A 22,062-nucleotide genomic window follows, 5' to 3' on the forward strand; every position below is an offset into this window, starting at 1 on the left:
AGTCCCCTCCCATGTTAGCGCTACCATTATTGTTTGTAGCGAATTGGTCCTGAATTGGCATTGATGCATATCGGCCGATTCCCGCCTTGGCAAGAGGGGTTGGGCAAGTCTAGGATCACTCTCGCAAACTGTGCGAAAAAGGATACAGGTTCGTGGGCGAGGCTCGGAATGGTAACGATATCACCACCGTAGTGATTGTGGGTGGCGGCACCGCCGGGTGGATGGCGGCAGCTGCCTTGTCCCGCTATTTCGCTGATGGCCGGCGCCGCTTTGTGCTGGTCGAATCCGATGCCATCGGCACAGTCGGCGTTGGCGAGGCCACAATCCCGCCCATCCGTTCGTTCAACGGATTGCTGGGCGTTGACGAAAACGCTTTCCTGCGCGCCACAATGGGCACGATCAAGCTGGGGATCGAGTTCGTCAACTGGGGTCGGAAGGGCGATCGCTATATCCACCCCTTCGGCAGTTACGGGCAGGATCTGCACGGCATACCGTTCCACCAATTGTGGCTGCGCGAAGTTGCGCGCACTGGCGATTGCGGAACGATATCCGAATATTGCATGGCGGCCGTCGCTGCGGCCGAAGGCCGGTTTGCCCGCCCCGCCGCAGGCGCACGCAGCCTTGTCTCGCAGATGAATTACGCCTTCCACTTCGACGCGGGCCTTTATGCGGCCTTCCTGCGCAGAATGGCCGAATCGCAAGGCACTGTGCGCCGCGAAGGCAAGATCGTGGCCGTCCACCGCAACGGCGAAAGCGGCGATGTCGAATCGGTGCAACTGGAAAGCGGCGAACGGGTCGCCGGCGACCTGTTCATCGATTGCTCCGGCTTTGGCGGGCTGTTGATCGAACAGACGCTGGAAACCGGCTATGACGACTGGAGCCAGTGGCTGCCGATGAACCGCGCAATCGCCATGCCCACGGCGAAGGTGCGCAGCCCCATCCCCTATACCCGCGCCACCGCGCATTCGGCGGGATGGCAATGGACGATCCCGCTGCAACACCGCACCGGCAACGGCCATGTCTTCTGCAACGCTTTCATGGAAAGCGACGAAGCGCTGCGCATCCTGCAAGCCCATGTGGAGGGCGAGGCGATGGGCGATCCGCGTGAGATCCGCTTCCTGACCGGTTGCCGCCGCAAAACCTGGAACCACAATGTGGTGGCGCTGGGCCTTGCCTCAGGCTTTATCGAACCGCTCGAATCAACGAGTATCCACCTTATTCAGAACGGCATCCAGCGCCTGTTCGCCCTGTTCCCCGACAAGCAGATCAGCCCGCTGGAGCGCGACGAATACAACCGCGGGATGCGCGAGCTTTACGAAGATGTGCGCGATTTCGTGATCCTGCATTACAAGGCCACCCAGCGCGAGGACACACCGTTCTGGCGCCATGTGCAGGCAATGGAGGTGCCCGCCAGCCTGCAACGCAAGATGGATCTGTGGCGCCTGCATGGCCGGGTCTTTCGCGAGAACGCCGAACTGTTCGGCCTGCCCAGTTGGGTGGCCGTGATGCTGGGGCAGAACATCTGGCCCGCGCGTCACGATCCGATTGCCGATACGTTGGACCCTGACCGCGTGGCCGCCGCAATGGCGCAGATGCGCGCCGATTATCGACGCACCGCGTTAAGCTTGCCCGATCAGGAAAGCTTCCTGCGTCAGGCCGGCGCATGGGCTGATACGACCGCCGCCGCACCCGTTACCGCAGGAGCCGCCGCATGAGCGCCCCGCCCATCCGCAAGATCGTGATCGTCGGTGGCGGCACCGCCGGCTGGATGGCCGCCGCCGCGCTTTCCAAGGTGCTGGGCGCCATGCCCGGTCTTGCGATCACCCTGATCGAGAGCGAGGCGATCGGCACCGTGGGCGTGGGCGAGGCGACGATCCCGCAGATCGTGCATTTCAACAAGCTGCTGGGCATCAACGAAGCCGAATTCATGCGCGAGACCCACGCCACCTACAAACTCGGCATCGAGTTTGTCGACTGGACGCGTCTGGGGCACAGCTATGTCCACCCCTTCGGCCAATACGGCATCGATATGCTGGGGATCGAGTTTCACCATTTCTGGCTGAAAGGGCTGGCGCTGGGCGATGCAACTGCGCTCGATGCCTATTCGATCGGCGCAATGGCAGGCAAGGCGGGGCGGTTCTACTGGCCCGAAACGGGCAATCCCAATTCGCCGCTCGCGCGGCTTGCCTATGCGTTTCAGTTCGATGCGGGACGCTATGCCCGGTTCCTGCGCCGCCGGGCGGAGGAGGCTGGCGTTACCCGTGTCGAGGGGCGCGTGACGCAGATCGAGCAGCATCCCGAAACCGGCTTTGTCACGCGTGTCGCGCTGGAAAACGGCACGCAAGTGGACGGCGAATTGTTCATCGATTGCTCCGGCTTCCGCTCGCTGCTGCTGGGGCAGACGCTGGGCGTCCCCTTCCTTGACTGGAGCAAATGGCTGCCCTGCGACCGGGCGGTGGCGATCTCCTGCACCAAGCGCGAGACCGGTGCAGAGGATCAACCGCTTACCCGCTCCACCGCGCGCAAGGCCGGCTGGCAATGGCGTATTCCGCTGCAGCACCGTGTCGGCAACGGCCACGTCTATGCCAGCGCCTTCATGAGTGAGGACGAGGCAACCGAGACGCTGCTGGCACATCTGGATGGAACGCCGCTGGCCTCGCCCAACCATATCCGCTTTACCGGCGGGCACCGCACCCGCGTGTGGGAGAAGAACGTGGTGGCGCTGGGTCTTGCGGGCGGATTTCTCGAACCGCTTGAATCAACCGCCATCCATCTGGTGCAATCGGGCATTGCCCGGCTGCTCGCCTACTTCCCCAGCACCGCCTTCACGCAAGTGGAGATTGACCGTTTCAACGCGGAAACCGCGCAGGATTACCTCGATATCCGCGACTTCCTGGTGCTGCATTACAAGGCGACCGCGCGCAACGATTCCGAATTCTGGAATTATTGCCGCACGCTCGATCCGCCCGATGGCCTGAAGGCCAAGCTGGACATGTTCCGCAGTTCGGGCCGCATCGTGCGCGAACATAACGAGCTGTTCACCGAAACAAGCTGGCTTTCGGTGATGGCTTGCCAGGGGATTGTCGCGAGCGATCATCACCCGGCGGCCGCGCTGCTGCCTGATGACGAGGTGCTGCGCCGCCTTTCCCATGTGCGCGGCGTGATTGCCAGCGCGGTGTCGCAGATGCCAACGCAGGATCAGTTCCTGGCCTCAATCGGCGGGGCAATCGATCCCGCGATGCGCCTGTCGGCATGACGGCCCTGCCCCCGCCGTCCGCCCTGCCTGAGCGGGCGGGCCCGATTGATGCGGCCACGCTGGCGGAAATTCGGGCGGCAAACGCACCGGTTGTGATACGCGACGCCGTGCAGGATTGGCCGCTGGTGGCCGCTGGCAGGGCCGGCGCGGGCGCGGCCATCGCGTACCTGAAACGCGCGCCCAGCGCAAAGCCAGTGGGTGCGATCATGGCCCGGCCCGAAGAAGGCGGCCGCTTCTTCTACAACGCTGCGATGACGGGCATGAACTTCGCCAAGGCGCAGGGGCGGCTGGAGATGTTTCTGGATGACCTGCTGCACGCCGCCAGCATCGCCAATCCACCCGCCATGGCTGTGCAGTCCGAAATCATCCCCGATGTCCTCCCGCATCTGGCTGCGGAAAATCGGCTTCCCCCGCTAGGCCCCGCAATCGATCGTGTCGCGCCGCGCATCTGGATCGGCAACCGGATCACCGTGGCCCCGCATTATGATGTGATGGAAAATTTGGCGGTGTGCGTGACCGGGCGCCGCCGCTTCACCCTTTTCCCGCCAGAACAGATCGCCAATCTCTATCCCGGCCCGATCGAGCTGACGCCCGCCGGAACACCGGTGAGCGTGGTGGATACGCGCAAGCCTGATCTGCAACGTTTTCCGCGATTTGCTGCGGCGTGGGATGCCGCGCAACAGGCGACGCTCGAGCCGGGCGATGCGATCTATATCCCCTATTGCTGGTGGCACGGGGTGGAATCGCTGGAGAGCGTCAATATCCTCGTCAATTACTGGTGGACCCAAGGTGTGCCCGAAGGAACCGGTGCAGCCTATGACGCCATGCTGCACGCGCTGTATGCGATCAAGCCGCTGCCTCCGCATATGCGCGCCATCTGGCGGACCTGGTTCGATCATTTCGTGTTCGAGACAGGCGGCGATCCCGTGGCGCATCTGCCCCCGCAGGCGCGCGGCATGTTGGGGCCGGTGACGCCGTCCCTGCTCGAACGGATGCGCCGGATCCTGCGGCAAGCCCTGTCGAAATAAGAAGGCGGGACGCGCCGCTCAGATCGGTGCCGGCGCCGCGCCCGCCGCGAGCACTTGCTGCATGTACTCGGCGTAAGGCGGCGCAAAGGCGAGCGCGCGCTGCGCCTGGTCCTCGAACGCCCGCAGGGACGCCGCAGATTCCACCGAAGCTGTTGCCCGCGCAGATACGGGAACCGCACCCCGAAGGCCCAAGGCATCAAGCAACGCCATATATTCCGCAGCGAGCAGGGCAGCCTCCTCCCGGTGGGGCAAGCGCCCGCGCCGCGTATACTGGTCGATCACCCGCTCAAGACCTTGCGGCAAGGGTATCTCGCCAAAAATGCTGCGCGCGCGGCGTGCAGCATAATGCGTGGCCAGCGTATCGCGCACCTGCACCGCCATCAGATGCGCGCGGCGGTTGTATTCGGCACGTTCCAGCGGTTCAATCGGACGACCGGGCAGCATTTCGAGCAGCAGCGCCAATTGCCGATGCGCAAGGTCGAGATTGAGATGCGTCAGCGGCTCGAACCATGCGGCCGCATCGCCCAGCGCCACCACATTGCCCAGCCAGCTTTCGCGGTGACATCCGGCGGCAAGTTCCACCAGCCGGGCGGGCTGGGCACCCAGCGTCTGCGCCATCACCTGCACCGCGTCCTGCTCACCCATATGCGGGGCAAGACCCAGCGCCATGTGCAGGCCGTCGCGTCCGGCCTGCTCGATCAGCCAGCCTTGCGGCATCAGCGTGACGCGATCCTCCAGTGCCAGCATCGCCTGTGCAGGCCGCGCGTGGAGGATGCGGCGCACCGGCAGAACGGCGTCCCAATCTTCCCACTGCGCGCCGGGCATGGCCGAGATGAGGCGCGCGGCGGGCCCGCTGCAATCCACGAAAAGATCCGCCGCAATCGGTCCGTGCCCTTCGACGCCGATGGCCGCAATGCCGCCCTTCCCGTCGGGCTCGTATCCCTGAATCGCCCCTGGCAGATAGATCACCCCGGCCTGCTGCGCGCGTTCGATCAATATGTCCCGATAGGCCGGACTATTCCAGCGCAAGGCATAGTCCACCTCGTCAAGCGGGGTCGACATATCGCCCGGCGGAACGGCAAAACGACCTGCCTCGGCCAGCGCTTGCGGCAGAGAAGTGGCGGGCAGCCGCGAACCCGGCGCCGCCAGCGCGCCGCGCGAGCCGCCGCCCCATTCGCGGGCGAAGCGGGCGCGCGCCTGCGTATCTGCGGGTGCGCCATAAGGCACCGCGCCTGCCGCATCCGTCCCCTCTCCCGCCCAGCCAACATAGCGGGTGATCAACCGGTGGCTGGCCCCTGCGCGGCGGATCAGCTCATCCTCGGAAAGGCCCAGCCGGTCGTGCAGCTTGTTGGTGAAGGGCAGCGCGGTCGATGCCATGTCGGCATAGGCCGTGGGATCATCCGCCAGACCGATGACGATAACCTGCGCATCGGGCAGTGCGCGCTTTAACGCCAACGCGGCAATCACTCCGACCTGGCCTGAACCGGCAATGCAGATGGTGCGCAGACGTTCGCGCGGAACACTGAAGCGTGCCGCGCTCATGCCGCCAGCGCATCCTCAGGTGCCAGTCGTCCGCTCTCGCCGCGCAGAAAATCGAGATGGCCGGGCATTGCAGCCACCTCCGCCGCAATGGCACCGCGCAGCCGTTCCAGCGCACCTGCCACGCGCGCGGGATCAGCCAATGCCACGCGCGCATCATGCCGTTCGGGAAGCAGCCCCTGCCCGACATAGACCGCAATCCAGCTGGCATCGAAGAACAACCCGTCGGCATATTTCTCGATTCTCGCGGCCTTGCGCCACAATTCCAGCTTGTCGGCCAGCGTATCGGGCACCTGCATGGTGCGCACATGGTTCCAGAATTCGGAATCGTCGCGGGTGGTGGCGTTGTAATGCAGGATCAGGAAATCGCGCACCCGGTCGTATTCGACATCAACCAGCCGGTTGAATTCGGCGACATCGCGCGGATCGATCCCTCCCTGATCTGGAAACAGTTCGATCAGATAGGTGATCGCCATCTGCGCCAGATAGATCGAGGTGGATTCGAGTGGCTCCAGAAAACCGCTGGCCAGCCCCACCGCCACGACATTGTGGCTCCACGAATGCTTGCGGCGGCCGGGGCGGAATTTCAGGATGCGCGGCTCGGCCAGCGGATCGCCTTCGGCGGCGGCCTTGATCGCGGCGCACGCCTCGTCTTCCGAGATATGCGCACTGGAAAAGACATAGCCGTTGCCCATCCGGTGCTGCAGCGGGATCTGCCAACGCCAACCCGCCGGCATTGCCGTGGCGATGGTGAAAGGCCGGATATCCTGCGTTGCGTGCGTGCAGGGCATGGCGGCTGCCCGGTCACACGGCAGCCAGTGCGTCCAGTCCTCCCACTCCTCGCCCAAGGTCTGGCCCAGCAGCAACGAGCGGAAGCCTGAACAGTCGACAAACAGGTCGCCCTCGATGCGCCGCCCGTCCGCCAGCAGCAGCGCGGTGACATTGCCGGAGGCGCCGTCCCGCTCCACCTCCACCATCAGCCCTTCGTGACGGGTCACGCCGTGGCGGCAGGCAAATTCGCGCATGAAGGGCCCGAACAGCGTTGCATCGAACTGATAGGCATAGCCATAGGTGCTCGCCAGCGTGTGATCCTGTGCGGGCGGGGCAAAGCGATTGGCGCGTGCGGCGGCCACCGCCAACGAATAATCGCCCAGCGGTGCGGCACGGCCCTGCCGCTGCAATTCCAGCCAGTAATGGTGAAACCCGATGCCGGCCACTTCTTCGCCGAAACTGCCGAAGGGATGGATATAGCTTTCCCCGATACGCCCGAAATCGCGGAAGTCGATGCCCAGTTTGAAGGTGGCATGGGTGGCCTTCATGAAGGCGGCCTCGTCAATCCCCAGCTTCTCCACGAAACCGCGAATATGCGGCAGCGTCGCCTCGCCCACGCCGACGATGCCGATATCTTCGCTCTCGATCAGGTCGACGCTGGCCGTGTCCGGCAACAGGCGGATCAGGCTGGCGGCCGTCATCCAGCCGGCGGTTCCGCCGCCCAGCACCACCACGCGTACCTTCGAGCCCATCTCTGTCATATCACTCGCCGCAATTGTCTGCCTCATGGGAATAGAAAAGGGCTGGAGCGACCGCAACCGCCCCAACCCTTCGGAGTTACCTCATAAAGAAGGTGGTCGGCATCAGCCCTGCATCTGTTCCAGTTCCTTGCCCTTCGTCTCGTTGATGAGCGACTTGACGAGGAACCAGCTGATGACTGCAGCGGCGGTATAGAGCGCGTAGGTTCCCGCCAGCGACCAGCTGGCCATCGACGGGAAGCTCTGCACCACGAGGTAATTTGCGCCCCATTGTGCCAGGCCAGCCACCGCCAGCGCACTGCCGCGCATCTGGTTGGGGAACATCTCGCCCAGCATCACCCACATCACCGGGCCCCAGCTGAAATTGAAGAAGATGACATAGAGATTGGCAGCAATCAGTGCAGTGTATCCCGCCGTTTCGTTCAGCACCAGATTGCCTGCCGCATCGGTTCCTGCACCCGAAAAGGCCCAGGTCATCGCGCCCAGCGTAACCGCCATGCCGGCCGAACCGATCATCAGCAGCGGCTTGCGCCCAAGCTTGTCGATCATCACCAGCGCGGCCAGCACTGCCGCAATGGAAACGAGGCCAGAGAAGATGTTGCGCTCAAGAGCCACTTCTTCGGAAACGCCCGCCAGTTTCCACAGTGTTTCGCCATAATAGAAGATGATGTTGATGCCCACGAACTGCTGGAAAGTCGCCAGCATGATGCCAGCCCACACGATCGGGCGGAAAACGGTGCCCGGCGCGGTAACATCGGACAGCCGCGGACGGTGATCGGCGCTGAAGCTGGCCTTGATTTCCACCACTTTGCGCTGCGCCTCATCGGTCCCGAATATGCGGGTAAGTACGTCCAGCGCTTCGGCATCGCGGCCGCGGCTGACAAGATAGCGCGGGCTTTCGGGAATGAAGAACAGCGCGACGAGGAAGACGATCGCGGGAACAGCCTGCGCCAGATACATCCAGCGCCATGCCTGACGCCCGGCAATTTCAGACAACGAATCCCCTGCGGCCTGGGCCAGCAGATAATTCACGACAAACGCCGCCGTAAGGCCGGTGATGATCATCACCTGCTGCACCGTGGTCAGCCGGCCACGAATATTCGCCGGCGCCATTTCGGAGATATACAGCGGCGAGAGCACCGAGGCCGCGCCAACCGCCATGCCGGCAGCAAAGCGCGCAATCACGAAGATCGTGTGCGAATCGGTAAGCCCCTGCACCAGCGCGCTCCCCAGGAAAAGGATTGCCGCCAGGATCATCACCGTACGCCGGCCAATTATGTCGGCCAGCCGCCCGGCGAAGAACGCACCGGCCGCACACCCGATCAGCAGAGAGCCGACCGTGAAGCCCAGCGCCGCCTCGCTCAGATTGAACTTTTCGGTAAGCCCGCCCTGCGTGCCATTCACCGCACCGCTGTCGTACCCGAACAGCAGGCCCCCGATCGTCGCCACCGCGACGATAGCGCTGATCAGCGCCATATTGACCTTGGCGGCTTCGCCTTGCCCATTCAATTGCATGAAATTCCCTCTCCTGCCCTGCGTCTGCCCGCGCCATGCCTGCATGGCGCAATGCCGCATCACCCATTATTATGGTAGCGCTACCTTGAACCGGTTCTTTGCGCGGCGCAAGACGGATTCTGTCAGCGCGCTCAGGTTGGGACAAGTTTGGCAGGGAACGCAGAGATAACAAGTGCAGAGCAGTGGCAATTTATGCGCCAACTATGCGGTATTTCAAGCGCCAAAGTTTGGAACCGTTTGGCGAAACCTCGATGTAAAGGCCCTTAGCATCGGCCCGCTTTTAGGCTTTCATCGCCGGCTTGAGTGCGCGAATCTGTGTGTCAGTCAGTGCCATTTTGGGGGCATGCCTCCTTCCGGACGCCCCAGCCCGCTCGGAATGCCCCCAAATCGGATGGACTGAGAGGATATTGCGAGGATCAGCCAGAGACGATCGCACACAGAAAATGGCAGATTTCTGCGGGTTTGTCGAGATAACGGGAGCCGGTCAGAGACAGGTAGCTGGTGCCCAGAAGAGGACTCGAACCTCCACGACCTTGCGATCGCCGCCACCTGAAGACGGTGCGTCTACCAATTCCGCCATCTGGGCACCGGATCGGCTGGCTGCGCTTGCACGTCCATGCCGGGTAGGCCGGCGCCACTAGCGAACGGGGGAGGGGCTTGTCAACGCGCGATTGGTTTGGCTGGCATGATATTTCTTCCAAACCGGCAGAGAGGCAGGCTTTGGCATTGCCCACCTGCCCGCCAATGTGCTTAGGGCAGGCCAAGAATCTGCGATAACGGATGAGTGGGCCATGAGCATTTCGCTGGAAAACAAGCTGGTCGTCCTGATTGGCGGCAATGGTTTTGTCGGCCGTCACCTGGCGCAGGATCTGCTGCAACGCGGCGCGCGGGTCCGCATTGCCGCGCGCAATCCGGAAAAGGCACTCAGCGTAAAGCCGCTCGCCAATCTGGGGCAATTGCAGTTTGCGCGATGCAATGTGCGCGATGCGCAGAGTATCCGGGCTGTCGTGGCTGGAGCGGATGCGGTGGTTTACCTGGTGGGCACATTCGGCAAGGACGCGCGCCAGTTGCACGCCGACGCCGCGCGCGAAGCCGCCGAAGCGGCAGCCACCGGCAGGGCGGTTTCCTTTGTCTACCTGTCCAGCCTCGCCGCCGATGCGGAAAGTGAAGGCATGTATGCCAGCACCAAGGCGCTGGGAGAGCGGGCCGTGCTGGACGCCTTCCCCGCGGCCACAATTCTACGCCCCTCGGTCATTTTCGGGAAGGACGACCAGTTCGTCTCCATGTTCGCCGGGCTGATTTCCGTCATGCCGGTTTTGCCGGTGTTCGGGCCGGATGCGCAGTTGCAGCCTGTATGGGTGGACGATGTGGCAGCGGCCGCTGCCAACGCACTGGCCGATCCCGCCAGCCACGGCGGCAAAACGTATGAGCTGGCAGGGCCGGACGTCATGACCATGATGGAACTGCACGAGGCGATTGCCGCCGCGCAGGGCCGCCGCCGCGCCTTCATCCCTGTGCCTGACGCGCTGAGCGGAATCTTTGCCGCGCTGCCCGGCACACCGATGTCGAGCGACCAGTGGCGGATGCTCAAGGCGGGCAGCGTGGCGACCGGAACTCTGCCCGGCATCACCAAGCTCGGAATTACCCCGCGCCCGCTGTCGCTGTTCCTTGACAAGTGGATGCAGCGTTTCCGCAAACACGGCCGCTTCACCGTGCAGAAAGCGTGAGCGCGCTGCAAGCCGCTATTCGGTCGGCTCCACCAGCAGTTCGGCTCCGTCCGCCCCGGTAATGCGCACACGCGCGCCCACCGGCGCGTCTGGCCCTCGCGCGATCCATTCGGTGTCGCCGTGATGCACACGGCCCTGCCCACCGGAAATTGCCTGCGTCACCGTGGCCATCTGCCCCGCCAAGCGCAAGCCACGCTTGTTCATCGCGGGGTCGGCTGCAGCAATGGGATTGTCCCGCAAATATCGTTTACCGAGATAAAGAGTGGCAATCGCCAGCACGGCGAACAGCAGGATCTGCACCGGAACGCCAATCGGCAACAGGAATGCCAGCGCGCCGATCACCAGCGCGGCGCCTGCCAGCCAGATAAGGAATATCCCCGGAACCAGCATCTCCGCCGCCGCCAGAAACAGGCCCAGCGCCAGCCAGAACCACCAGACGTCGAGCGAAGACAGCCACTCGCCCATCAGACATTACCCCCGGCCGGCGGAACCGACGGCCGCGGTGGCATGGCGGGCCGGCGCGGCGCGGCCGGCGGCGCGGCATTGCCGTCTCCGCCCTCGCCGAGCGCCTCCTTGGCCAGCGCACCAATCCCGCCCAACGTGCCGATCAACTGCGTCGCCTCCACCGGGAACAGGATCGTCTTGGCATTGGGGCTGGTAGCGAATTTGGCCACGGCATCGGTGTATTTCTGCGCCACAAAGTAATTGATCGCCTGCACGCCAGAGGCGGAAATGGCATCGGACACCATCTGCGTCGCCTTGGCTTCGGCCTCGGCCTCGCGCTCGCGCGCCTCGGCATCGCGGAAGGCAGCTTCGCGGCGCCCCTCGGCCTCAAGGATGGCGGCCTGCTTTTCGCCCTCGGCGCGCAAGATGGCGCTGGCGCGCTTGCCTTCGGCCTCCAGAATTTCGGCGCGCTTTTCGCGCTCCGCCTTCATCTGGCGGGCCATCGAATCGGAAATGTCCTTGGGCGGGCGGATATCCTTGATCTCCACGCGCGTGATCTTGACGCCCCACGGCGAGGTCGCGTGATCAACCACCGACAGCAGGCGGGCGTTGATCTCGTCCCGCTTGGACAGTGTCTCGTCCAGATCCATGCTGCCCATCACCGTGCGCAGATTGGTGGTGGTCAGCGCCATGATGGCGATGAAAAGGTTGGATACTTCATAAGCTGCCTTGCCCGCATCGTGCACCTGGAAGAACACAACTGCGTCGACGCCCACCATCGCGTTGTCCTTGGTGATGATTTCCTGGCCCGGAATGTCGAGCACCTGCTCCATCATGTTCACCCGGTGGCCGATCCGGTCAACAAAGGGGAAGATCACCAGCAGGCCCGGTTCGGCCGCCTTGGTGTATTTGCCCAGCCGCTCCACCGTGTAGACGAAGCCCTGCTTCACAACGCGCACACCCATGACGAGGAAGACGAGCACCGCGACAACCAATGCAAAAAGAACATATTCCACGGCAGCATCTCCCCCTGGGGTTCGGCCGGCATGGTATAAGAAGGCGCGCGGGGAGCAAGCGATTATGCGCGCCGCGACCTTGCAGGATTTACCGTTCGGATGGTGCCGGGCCCGCTTCCGCCGCGCGCTCTACCCGCAGACGTTCCAACTCGCGATTGACACTGCCCAGCTTTGCTGCAGCGGGCAGGTTCGGCACCCAGTCATACAGTGCGCGCAGATAGGCGCGGTCGAAATCGGTCAGGCCTTCGGGATGTGGCCCTTGGGGATTGAACAAGGTCAGGATCGAGTTCAGCGGCAATTCGTCGGGCACCTGCGTTTCGGCCAGACCGCGCATCGTGGCATAATCGGCCAGCTGCCCCACCGACAGCCCGACAACTTCGTGGCGATCGAACACGATGGTGACGGAAGTAATGTCGCGCCGCGTGGTGGTGTAGATCAGTGAATGCGCCATTTGCTGCCGACTGACCGGCGGGCTCACGAGATTGCGTTCGCGGGCGATCGGCATCCCGTCGCGCGTGCGCGGTTCGACATGGCTGAAAACATGAACCGGTGCCGGGGCCAGCAGGCGACGGCGCTCGGCAGGCGGGACAAACTGGAATATCGCAGGGTTGCGATCGACCACGCTGCGCATGGTGGCCTGGCTGTCATCGGAAAAGATGACCACGAAATTGGGCTGGCACCCGTCTTCATGGAGGCGGATGCCGAGCTGGTGCGCGTTATCGCGGATGCGGTCGATCATCAGCATGGCGGCTTCTGCCTGAAGCCCGATGATGCCGGCGCACAGCCGGTCTTCGAACCGGGCCAGCGGCACGCGCAGATGATCGGAGGACGCAGCAACGCCGCGCGCCTGCCGGTGCACTTCGGCTGGCGAAACATCCTGGGGGCGCGTGTGCTGCACCACGATTTCGCCTGGTGATGAATCTGGCGGAGAAGGCGGCTCCTGCGCCCATGCCGCAGCAGCCAGCCCACACACCGGACCAAGCAAAGCTGGCAACAGGAAGGATCGCGGCATCATCCGTGCGGGATATAGGGGAAGATAACGCAGCGGCGGAACACGCCAATTGGTATTACTTTGTCGCACGGATTCATGGCCTTGCCCATGCGGGGTTTATCCCGGTGGTGCATTTGCGCTAGGGGGGCGGCGAAAGTTCACAAGGGCGCGAATCCGCCGCGCCCACGCAGGAGTGAGAGATGTCCAAGCACGTCCTTGAAAAGCTGGCCGAAACCAATCCCGAAGCCGAGATCTGGTGGGATTCCTCGCCGCTGATCTATCCCAGCTGGAAGGAAGAGACGCTGGCCAAGGCGCCCGATGCCAAGCGCGCCCAATGGGCCGAACAGCTCACGCGCCTGTATGATGCCGGCACGATCCACGAAACCGGCACGATGGGTTTTCGCGGCGTCACCACCAATCCGCCGCTGTCGCTGCAGGCGATCCAGCTGGCGCCCGAACTGTGGCGTGCCGAAATCAAGAAGATCGCCCGCGAGAACCCCGGCATGGATGTCGAGGGCGTGTACTGGACGATGTATCTCGATCTGGTGAAGAAGGGCGCGTCGGCCATTCATCGCGTTTATGAGACCAGCGGCGGCAAGTATGGGATGCTGTCGGGCCAGGTCGATCCGCGCTTTGTCACCGATGGCGAAAAGATGCTGGAACAGGGCCTGTCGATCGCGGCGCAGGGCGAAAATGTGATGGTCAAGCTGCCCGGCTCCAAGGAGGGCTATGAAGTGCTGGAGGAGCTGACCGCGCGCGGCATTTCCACCAACAACACCACCAGCTTCACCGTGGCGCAATATTCGCGCTGCATGGCGGCGGTGACCGCGGGCCTTCAGCGTGCGCGTGCGGCAGGCGTTGACCTGTCGAAATTCCGCAGCGTCATCACCCACATGTCCAGCCGCCTGGGCCAGCTGTCCGACTGGCAGCGCGAAGCGAAGGCACGCGGCATCGAGCTGTCGTTGATGGAAATCCGCGACGGCGAGGAAGCCGTGCTCAAGCGCGCCTACTGGTATGGCAAGTCGATCAACCACCCCTCCAAAATGCTGCAATGCTCGATGCGGGTGGAAAAGGACGATAACGGCAAGACCGTGTCGCGCCATATTCAGGACTTTGCCGGATCGGACATGGTCTATACCTGCCCGCCGGGCTACATCGCGGGGCTGATGGATGTCGAGGACGAGCTGGATTTCGATCCCAAGGCGATCGAGCGGGAGCCGAACCCCAAATCCATCGAAAAGCTGATGAAGCTCCCCAGCTTCCGGCAGGCTTACGAGTTCGAAGGGATGAAGCCCGAAGAATTCAGCCGTTATGGCAGCTTCCAGGCGACCGCCACCGAATTCGCGCTGGCCACCCGCCAGACGGTCGATTTCGTGCGCATGGTGGTGGAAGGCTAAACACCCTCAAAGGCACCCGAAGCGACACAAGGGGGCCAGCGGCACCGGAACGCATCCGGCACGCCGCTGGCCCCTTTTTTACATGTGCCTAGGATCAGCGCACCAGCCGTTTCCAGCCGATCCACACCCCGCTGATCGAAGTAACCAGGCCGAGCAGCGAGAACAGCCACAGCCACGCCTCGCGCAGCAATGGCCGTTCGAGCAGGAAGGGCACGTCCCACATATGGAACAGGTCGAACAGCCAGCGGTAAAGGCGGCTCTTGCGGTCGCGGCTGCCCAGCACTTCGCCCGTCAGCGGGTCTATGTGCAGCCAGGTGGCGGCGTCATCATCCAGCTTCACGCGCAGCACCGGAAGCGGCAATTCGCCGCGCACGCGGTACCAATAGGCATCGGGCGCAGTGAGCATCTGCGTTGACGTGATCGCCGCACCGGGGAACAGCAGCGCCAGCCTTTCGGGCAGGTCGGTGCGCGCCGTGGTGAGCGCTGCGCCCGTATCTCCGTCAAAGGCGATTGGCATTCCTTCGGGCCGCTCCACCCGCAAAACCGTTTTCCCCGCCGCGGACAGCACCGCCACGCGCCGTGCATCGGGCGCAATCTGCGCCAATGCGGCCACATCCATTGCCTCAGCAGGTAACAGCGACCCGGCATAGGTCATCTGTTGCGGCAGCCCCGGCCCGTCGCTGGCAAAATAGCGCCCCGGATCGACCGAGAGCCAGCCGCTGAAAATCCACAGCAGCAGCGGCACCCCGCCGACAAGGCCCGCCACATGGTGCCATTTCATCCACCCGGCATAGGGCGTCATCCGCCCGCCCTTGAACCTCTTGGCCCCCAAGCGCAGGCGCAAAATGCCGATCCAGATGCCGGTAATGGCAGCAAGGATCGCCGGGCCAGACAGCCACAGCACCACCTGCCGCCAGGCGGGCTGGTTTTCGCGCAAGGCGGTGAAGTAGATCCAGTGCGGCACGGTGCCAATCCAGTTCCACACCCTCTCGCTGCGCGTCGTATCGAGCAGCACCTGCCCGGTCGCCGATGAAATATAGAGATGCGGATCGTCCGGCCCGTCGAGCTGGGCCTTCCACAGGGGACGGTGCGGACCATAGCGTTCCGCGACCGTCCACTGGTCGTTTTCGATCTGCGACAATGCGGCCACCGGCATGCCGGAAAAGCGCGCTGCAATCGCACGCGCCTCGTCTGATGAAGCCGGGCCAAACGGCATGGCATCCACCGCGCTGAACAGGTTTTCACCCCCGCCCCAGTCGCGCACGCGCCAGACGGGCACATCGCCGCGCATTTCCAGCGTCACCTGCCGTGGCGGCACATCGCCTGACAGGCGCGCCGCCTCTGCCGGGCTGATGCGCACCGCCTGCCAGTCAATCGCCGCCTGCCCCGCCACCCATTCGCTGCGTTGCAGCGAGGGGTAGGGGAAATAGACCATGGCAAGGCCCGATGCGAACCAGATGGCGAACAGCAGGCAGGCCGCAATCCCGATCCAGCGGTGCGTCAGGTAAAGCCACCGCTTCAGGATGCGGCCTGCCATGGTCATTCAGCGTCTTCCTTCCGCTCAGAACGCAGCCCGCACGGCCACGCTGTAATTGCGCGGCGGCGCCAGCAGCCACTGGTTGCTGCCATAGGCCGACAGGGCGTAATTCGTGTCGAACACATTATTGGCACGCAGATCCACTGCCAGATTGTCCGTCAACGCATAACTTGCCGCAAGATCCACCACGATGAAGGACGGGATCCGGCGGTCATTCGCATTATTGGTATAGCGCTTGCCCACCCAGCGCAGGTTCGACCGCAATTGCAGCTGCTGCGTCGCATCCCAGCGCAGGGATGCATTGGCCGAGGCCTGCGGCACGCCGGGCGGGGTATTGCCGGTGAAATCCACCGCCCCGCTGGCGAAATCGTCATATTTCGCGTCGATCAGCATGGCATTGGCATCCAGCCCCAGCCCGAACGGCAGGTTGAGGCTGAGCGAGGCTTCTGCCCCGGTGGAGGATTGCTGGCCGATCTGTTCCAGCGGCCCGTTGGTGACGCGCTGCACCGTCAGGTCGTTCTTGACGATACGGAACACCGCCAGCGTCGCCTGCCCCAGCCCACGCGGCAGCAAGCCCTTGACGCCCGCCTCCACCATATTGCCCGTGGGATTGGTGAAGGCAAATTGCGCGCCGCTGGTGGTAAAGGTGGTAAGCGTGCCCACCGGATCGACCCCGGTTACATATTGGCCATAAAGAGACAGTTCGGGCGTCACTTCATACACCACACCTGCGCGCCAGGTGAAATGGTCGAAATTCTTGTAGGCCTCTGTCCCGCCCGCCAGCGCAGGGGTTTCGCCAATGATCTGCGTGCCGGCAGGATTATAGACATAATTCCAGCGGCCGACGCGGTTCTCCTCGTACCGAAGCCCGCCCACCAGCGACAGGCGCGGCGTGATTTCCAGCCGGTCTTCGGCAAAGAAGGCGATCACCCGTGTGGCGGTGCGGTAACGCGGCGCAAGGCCCACCGTATCGAGGAACGTGCCCGGATCAAATCCGGTCGCGGGCACCACATCGTTTTGCGGATCGGTGGCAAAGCTGTGCGAATAATCGAGGTCGATCCAGTTGAGATCAGCCCCCACGACCAGCGTGTTGCGCGTCTGCCCCGACAGCGGGGTTTCCAGTGTCAGGCTGGTCTGATTGCCCCATTGCACCAGATCATGCACGATCCCGAAATTGTCGGCCCGCGCCACGGTCTGCGTCGCCGGATTATAGGAATAGCTTTCCAGATTTTCCCATCTGCGCAGCGTCGACAGGCGGTAACTGGTCGAATTGACGCGCAGCCCTTCGGCAAGGCGCGCATCGACCGAGAACTGCGTGCGGTGGTCACGCCAATCGATCACCGCATCGCCGACATTGTAATTCTCGCGCCGGATGGAGGGATCGAGCGTGTTGCCGTTCACCACCGGGGTGCCCCAGTAGCGCATGGGTTCGTTGTCGCCAAAATCGTGCCGCAGCACGACCGACAGATCATCGTTCGGGCGGAACTCCAGAGCGCCGGACAGGGCAAGACTGTTCGAATCGCCCCGGTCGACATAGCCGTCGGACTGGCGGTAGCTGCCGTCGACACGCAGGCCCAGCGACCGGGTAATCGGGCCGCCCAATCCTGCGGCCAGCTGGAAGGTATCAAAACTGCCATAGCTGGCCAGCGTATCGCCTTCCCAGCGGGCAAGATTGGGGGTTTTGGGAATGACATTGATCACCCCGCCCAGCGCGCCCTGCCCATACAGCACCGATGCCGGGCCGTTCAGCACTTCGATCCTTTCGACATTCCACGTATCGAACGGAAATGTGATCGTGCCCGCAGCGGGCAACATGCGCACGCCGTTTACCAGCTGCATCACCGATCCATGTCCGCCAAAACCGCGAATCGACAGCGCGGTATTGCCATCGCCCGGCGTGCTCGACGCGGTAACGCCCGGTGCGCGGGTGACCGCCTCGACATATTGCACATCGCCGCGTGCGCGCAGTTCATCGCCCGTCAGCGTGGCGACCGAAGCGGGAGTTTCCAGCGCGGTGATGCCAAGGCGGCTGGATGTGGCCGCTTCCTGCGCCAGCATGGCCTCGCGCTGGGCGGTGACGATGATGGCGCGCTCGTCGTCGGCAGCGGCCTGAGCCTGCGCGCCGGTGGCGGCGCCTATGATCCAGATCGGGGTGGACAGAATAAGCGCACGGCGCGCGGAAATGATCACCTGTATTCTCCTCACAGAGTCTATGTGGGGAGAAGGTCGCCGCCTGCTTGCCTGTTTCAGCGCATGGGGCCAGTTCCGCTTCCTTCATCAGGTCGCGGCAAGCCCCCATGCTCTCCCGCCGCCGCCATTGCGTGCAGGGCAGCGGGGCGTAAGGTTATTTACCGTTATCGCAGACGTTACCCCGCCGTTACACGGCTGTTTGCGGACAGATCCGCCCAGTAGAGCCGGTGGGGATTGTCCACCAGCAAAGCCTGCTGCAATTCGGCCGTGGGCGCGATGCGCGGGATCATGTCGACGAGGTGCCCGTCATCGGGAATCTCGTCCTGCATATTGGGATGCGGCCAGTCGGTGCCCCAGATGCAGCGCGCGGGATAATCCGCAACCAGTGGCGCAACCGCGGCGGCGAAATTGTCCCACGGATCGCCCTTGCCGCCTTCCTTGATCGCATCGAGGCGGTCGGGGCAAGTCGGCTTGAACCATATGTCATCCCGGCTGTCGAGGAAGCGGCGGAACGCCTTCATGTCCGGGCCGTCCGGCCCCTGGGTCACATCGGGGCGGCCCATGTGATCGACCACGATCGGCACGGGAATCGCATCCATGAAGGGGCGCAGTTCCTCCAGAATATCAGCCTCGAAATAGATCACCACATGCCAGCCCTTGGGCAGGCGGCTGGCGACTTCAAGAAACTTGTCCTTGGGCGCGTCATCCACCAGCCGCTTGAGGAAATTGAAGCGGATGCCGCGGATGCCGCCCAGATGCAGCGCGGCCAGATCGTCCTCGGAAATCGCAGGATCAACCACGGCGACGCCGCGTGCCTTGCCTTCGCTGGCGGCGATGGCGTGCAGCGTGGCGGAATTGTCGGTGCCGTGGCAGCTCGCCTGCACGATCACGTTCTTTTCGAAGCCCAGATGATCGCGCAGCGCGAAGAGCATGTCGGGTCCGGCGTCCTCGGGCAGATATTTGGCCTTCGGGCTGAACGGAAACTCCGCCATCGGGCCGAACACATGGCAATGCGCGTCCACGGCGCCGGGGGGCGGGGTGAACTTCGGCTTTGACGGGTTGGCGTGCCAGGAGGTGATGCGATCAGCCATATACAATTCCATCCATCAGCTTGCGGGCGGTGCGCAGCAGAGCGGCGCTGGCCACCTGCCCATCGTCGCCCATTGTCAGCACGCAGGTCATCTCGCCCGTGGGGTGTTCGACACTGAGCGTCTTGCGCGCGCCTTCGGGCACCTTGGCGACTTCGGCCGCAGGAGAGCCTTCGATCAGCGCCGCGGTTGCCACTGTTACCGCCGCCAGCACGCCGATCGTGGCATGGGCGCGGTGCGGGATGAAGCTGCGGGTGCAGATCGCCCCGCCATCCTTGGGTGGCGAAACGAGAAACATCTTGGGGACGGACTTTTCCTTCACATCGCCCAGGTTCATCAGCGGCCCGGCCGCAAGCCGGATCGCCTCGATCTTCGCGCGGATCGGGGCAAAGGCTTCGGCCTCCAGCTCCTCGCGCGTTTCATAGCCGGTTGCGCCAAGGTCCGCCGCTTTCATCACGATGCACGGCATCCCGTTGTCGATCAGCGTGCATTTCACGCCTTCGATCTCGTCAAACGCATTGCCCGTAGGCAGCAGCGCGCCGCAGCTTGACCCGGCGGTGTCGCGGAACTCCACCGGCACGGGCGCGTGCGTGCCGGGCACCCCGTCAATCCGCGCGTCGCCGGCGTAATTCACCGTCCGTTCGCCGGTAAAGCCGCCCGGCGTTTCCACCGTGGCGACCGCAACCTGCCCGGTGTTCTCCATATAGATGGCAACCTGCGTCTCGTCGCCGGTAGGCTGCACCAGACCGCGCTCGATCGCGAAGGGGCCGACACCGGCCAGGATATTGCCGCAATTCTGCGCATCGGTGACGATGGCCTGATCGACGAAGACCTGCAGGAACAGGTAATCGACATCGATCCCCTCGCGCGCGCTCTTCTTCACCACGGCGACCTTGCTGGTCAGCGGATCGGCGCCCCCCATCCCGTCGATCTGGCGCGGATCGGGACTGCCCATCACGGCGAGCAGGAAAGCGTCACGTTCTGCCACGTCCTGCGGCAGATCCTCTGCGAGGAAGTAGCCCCCCTTGGAGGTGCCGCCCCGCATCCACATGCATGGTGCGCTGCGCATGGCCATCACACCCACTTAAGGCCCATGTCGATCAGCTTCTGGCGAAAGCCATACATGTCGAGGCCGAGTTCGCCCGCAGCCAGCCGCTCGCGCTTCGATGCCTCGTTCGCCTCGCGCGCCTGTGCCGCTTTCAGCACCTGCTCGGCCTCTTCCCGGCGGACCACGCACACACCATCGTCATCGGCCACGATCACGTCGCCGGGGCGGATATAGGCGCCGGCGCAGACGACATCGACATTCACGCTGCCGAGACTGGCCTTGATCGTGCCCTGCGCGAACACGCGCTTGGCCCAGACCGGGAACTGCATTTCGGTCAGATCGCGCACATCGCGGATACCGGCATCGATGATCAGGCCGCAGCAACCGCGCGCCTGCGCGCTGGTCGCCAGCAGGTCGCCGAAATAGCCGTCCTCGCACGGGGAGGTGGGTGCAATCACCAGAATGTCGCCATCCTGGCACTGTTCGATCGCGACATGGACCATGTAATTGTCGCCCGGCGGCACGCTGATGGTGACGGCCGAAGCCCCGATGCGCGCGCCCGGATAGATCGGCCGCATATAACTGGCGAGAAGGCCCTTGCGCCCCTGCGCTTCGTGCACGGTGGCAACGCCGCAGGCGCCAAGCGCGGCGACGACATCCTTGTCGGCGCGCTGGATATTCTGAACGACAATTCCGGACATGGCCGAGTCTCTCCTCCTCGCAAGTTGTCTTGATGCCGCAGGTGGCTTTGCGCGGCCTGCGCGTCAAGGTCGAAGCGCTACCTTGGGACACGCCAATAGATCGCTCCAAACTTGTAAGCAACGCATACAAAGTGTAGGGGGCACCCGGAGAGAAAATGCCGCAGGATATGTCGCCCCCCCAGCCTCACCTTGCTCCACCGTGCGTGGCCCTGATCGGCTTTGGCGAAGCAGGCAGCACCTTCGCCAATGCAGGTGGCTGGGAAGATGCGGTTTTTGCCTTCGACAGCGATCCGTCCCGGCGCGCCGCGATGGAAGATTGCGGCGTCCGCCCCGCTTCCTCTCCGGCAGAAGCGATGGCCAAGGCGGACGTGGTTCTCTCGCTTGTTACTGCCGATCAGGCGCTGCCCGCCGCGCGGGATTATGCGCCAATGCTGCAAAAGGGTGCGCTGTGGATCGACATGAACTCGGTCGCCCCGCAGACCAAGGCTGCGGCTGCGCAGGCCGTGGAGGAGGCGGGCGGACGCTATGCCGATGTCGCGGTGATGGCACCGGTTGATCCTGCGCGCCTCAATGTGCCCTTGCTGATTGCCGGGCCGCACGCTGCCGACGCGATGGCGGCCTTGCGCGACCTCGGCTTTGCCAAGACGCGCGTGGTGGGCAACAAGGTCGGGCAGGCGAGCGCGATCAAATTGTGCCGCAGCGTTATGGTGAAGGGCCTCGAAGCACTCACCGCCGAAATGGTGCTCGCCGCCAATGCCGCCGGTGTGCTTGACGAGGTTCTTGCCAGCCTCGACGCCAGCGAGAAGCACGTGCCCTGGGCTGAGCGTGCCGATTACAATCTCGACCGGATGATCGCGCACGGCCAGCGCCGCAGCGCCGAAATGGCCGAAGCCGCCGCCATGCTGCGCGATCTTGGCATTGCGCCGCTGATGACCGAAAATACGGTCAAGCGGCAGCAGGGAATCGGCGCGCTGGGCATTGCCCCGGTGCCGCCCACGTTGAATGCCAAGATCGCGGCAATCACCGCGAAAACGCCGTCCTAGGGAGAAAACGGAC

At 63.8% G+C, this 22,062-nt stretch carries 17 protein-coding genes, 1 tRNA gene and 1 pseudogene; 6 read left to right on the forward strand and 13 right to left on the reverse strand.

Annotated elements, in window-relative coordinates; all coding sequences use genetic code 11:
* Positions 1–152 precede the first annotated feature (152 nt).
* From WFP39_RS08425 to WFP39_RS08435, 3 genes are read left to right on the forward strand one after another with little or no spacing between them, the layout of a single operon-like run.
* On the forward strand, positions 153–1,715 hold the full coding sequence (locus WFP39_RS08425; protein WP_336918971.1) for a tryptophan halogenase family protein: 1,563 nt from the start codon (positions 153–155) through the stop codon (positions 1,713–1,715).
* On the forward strand, positions 1,712–3,256 hold the full coding sequence (locus WFP39_RS08430) for a tryptophan halogenase family protein (RefSeq protein WP_336918973.1): 1,545 nt from the start codon (positions 1,712–1,714) through the stop codon (positions 3,254–3,256). The genes WFP39_RS08425 and WFP39_RS08430 overlap by 4 nt, the downstream gene beginning before the upstream one ends.
* Positions 3,253–4,284 (forward strand): cupin-like domain-containing protein, encoded by a 1,032-nt coding sequence (locus WFP39_RS08435; protein WP_336918974.1) that lies wholly within the window; start codon positions 3,253–3,255, stop codon positions 4,282–4,284. Before WFP39_RS08430 ends, WFP39_RS08435 begins: the two co-directional genes overlap by 4 nt.
* 18 nt (positions 4,285–4,302) lie before the next feature.
* Here the strand turns inward: WFP39_RS08435 and WFP39_RS08440 are convergent, their stop codons facing one another.
* The 5 genes and pseudogenes from WFP39_RS08440 to WFP39_RS08460 form a co-directional block, all read right to left on the reverse strand.
* Positions 4,303–5,826, reverse strand: a complete 1,524-nt coding sequence (locus WFP39_RS08440; protein WP_336918976.1) for a tryptophan 7-halogenase — start codon at positions 5,824–5,826, stop codon at positions 4,303–4,305.
* Positions 5,823–7,355, reverse strand: coding sequence for a tryptophan halogenase family protein (locus WFP39_RS08445; RefSeq protein WP_336918977.1), 1,533 nt, complete (start codon positions 7,353–7,355; stop codon positions 5,823–5,825). The genes WFP39_RS08440 and WFP39_RS08445 overlap by 4 nt, the downstream gene beginning before the upstream one ends.
* Before the next feature lie 102 nt (positions 7,356–7,457).
* On the reverse strand, positions 7,458–8,867 hold the full coding sequence (locus WFP39_RS08450) for a sugar porter family MFS transporter (RefSeq protein ID WP_336918978.1): 1,410 nt from the start codon (positions 8,865–8,867) through the stop codon (positions 7,458–7,460).
* Positions 8,868–9,057: 190 nt separating this feature from the next.
* Positions 9,058–9,138: pseudogene (locus WFP39_RS08455) on the reverse strand (Arm DNA-binding domain-containing protein); the annotation flags it as partial.
* A gap of 228 nt (positions 9,139–9,366) precedes the next feature.
* Positions 9,367–9,453, reverse strand: a tRNA-Leu gene (locus tag WFP39_RS08460).
* Positions 9,454–9,658: 205 nt separating this feature from the next.
* On the opposite strand from WFP39_RS08460, the gene WFP39_RS08465 reads away from it, so the two are divergent.
* A complete protein-coding gene (locus WFP39_RS08465; RefSeq protein ID WP_336918980.1) occupies positions 9,659–10,594 on the forward strand; it encodes an SDR family NAD(P)-dependent oxidoreductase in 936 nt (311 codons plus the stop codon).
* A 15-nt stretch (positions 10,595–10,609) separates the two neighbouring features.
* Here WFP39_RS08465 and WFP39_RS08470 read toward each other — a convergent pair whose 3' ends face one another.
* The 3 genes from WFP39_RS08470 to WFP39_RS08480 all read right to left on the reverse strand — a co-directional run bounded on the left by WFP39_RS08470 (position 10,610) and on the right by WFP39_RS08480 (position 12,955).
* On the reverse strand, positions 10,610–11,059 hold the full coding sequence (locus tag WFP39_RS08470) for an NfeD family protein (RefSeq protein ID WP_336918981.1): 450 nt from the start codon (positions 11,057–11,059) through the stop codon (positions 10,610–10,612).
* On the reverse strand, positions 11,059–12,003 hold the full coding sequence (locus tag WFP39_RS08475) for an SPFH domain-containing protein (protein WP_336919038.1): 945 nt from the start codon (positions 12,001–12,003) through the stop codon (positions 11,059–11,061). Before WFP39_RS08475 ends, WFP39_RS08470 begins: the two co-directional genes overlap by 1 nt.
* A gap of 139 nt (positions 12,004–12,142) precedes the next feature.
* Positions 12,143–12,955, reverse strand: coding sequence for a hypothetical protein (locus WFP39_RS08480; protein ID WP_336918982.1), 813 nt, complete (start codon positions 12,953–12,955; stop codon positions 12,143–12,145).
* A 290-nt stretch (positions 12,956–13,245) separates the two neighbouring features.
* Between WFP39_RS08480 and WFP39_RS08485 the strand changes: the two genes are divergently transcribed.
* On the forward strand, positions 13,246–14,442 hold the full coding sequence (locus tag WFP39_RS08485; protein ID WP_336918983.1) for a transaldolase family protein: 1,197 nt from the start codon (positions 13,246–13,248) through the stop codon (positions 14,440–14,442).
* Positions 14,443–14,536: 94 nt separating this feature from the next.
* On the opposite strand, the gene WFP39_RS08490 is transcribed toward WFP39_RS08485, so the two are convergent.
* The 5 genes from WFP39_RS08490 to WFP39_RS08510 form a co-directional block, all read right to left on the reverse strand.
* Entirely contained in the window at positions 14,537–15,985 is a 1,449-nt protein-coding gene (locus tag WFP39_RS08490; protein ID WP_336918985.1) for a PepSY domain-containing protein, read from the reverse strand.
* Positions 15,986–16,003: 18 nt separating this feature from the next.
* The gene (locus tag WFP39_RS08495; RefSeq protein ID WP_336918986.1) at positions 16,004–18,169 is read right to left on the reverse strand and encodes a TonB-dependent receptor; all 2,166 of its coding nucleotides are present in this window, start codon (positions 18,167–18,169) and stop codon (positions 16,004–16,006) included.
* A gap of 176 nt (positions 18,170–18,345) precedes the next feature.
* Entirely contained in the window at positions 18,346–19,260 is a 915-nt protein-coding gene (locus WFP39_RS08500; protein WP_336918988.1) for an amidohydrolase family protein, read from the reverse strand.
* Positions 19,253–20,332: a 4-oxalomesaconate tautomerase gene (locus WFP39_RS08505; RefSeq protein WP_377923400.1), complete on the reverse strand. Its 1,080-nt coding sequence runs from the start codon at positions 20,330–20,332 to the stop codon at positions 19,253–19,255. The genes WFP39_RS08500 and WFP39_RS08505 overlap by 8 nt, the downstream gene beginning before the upstream one ends.
* Positions 20,332–21,006, reverse strand: coding sequence for a 4-carboxy-4-hydroxy-2-oxoadipate aldolase/oxaloacetate decarboxylase (locus WFP39_RS08510; RefSeq protein WP_336918991.1), 675 nt, complete (start codon positions 21,004–21,006; stop codon positions 20,332–20,334). The genes WFP39_RS08505 and WFP39_RS08510 overlap by 1 nt, the downstream gene beginning before the upstream one ends.
* Positions 21,007–21,173: 167 nt before the next feature.
* Between WFP39_RS08510 and WFP39_RS08515 the strand changes: the two genes are divergently transcribed.
* On the forward strand, positions 21,174–22,049 hold the full coding sequence (locus WFP39_RS08515) for an NAD(P)-dependent oxidoreductase (RefSeq protein WP_336919040.1): 876 nt from the start codon (positions 21,174–21,176) through the stop codon (positions 22,047–22,049).
* Positions 22,050–22,062: the final 13 nt, after the last annotated feature.

The organism is Alteraurantiacibacter lauratis, assembly GCF_037154155.1.
Lineage (GTDB): Bacteria > Pseudomonadota > Alphaproteobacteria > Sphingomonadales > Sphingomonadaceae > Alteraurantiacibacter > Alteraurantiacibacter lauratis.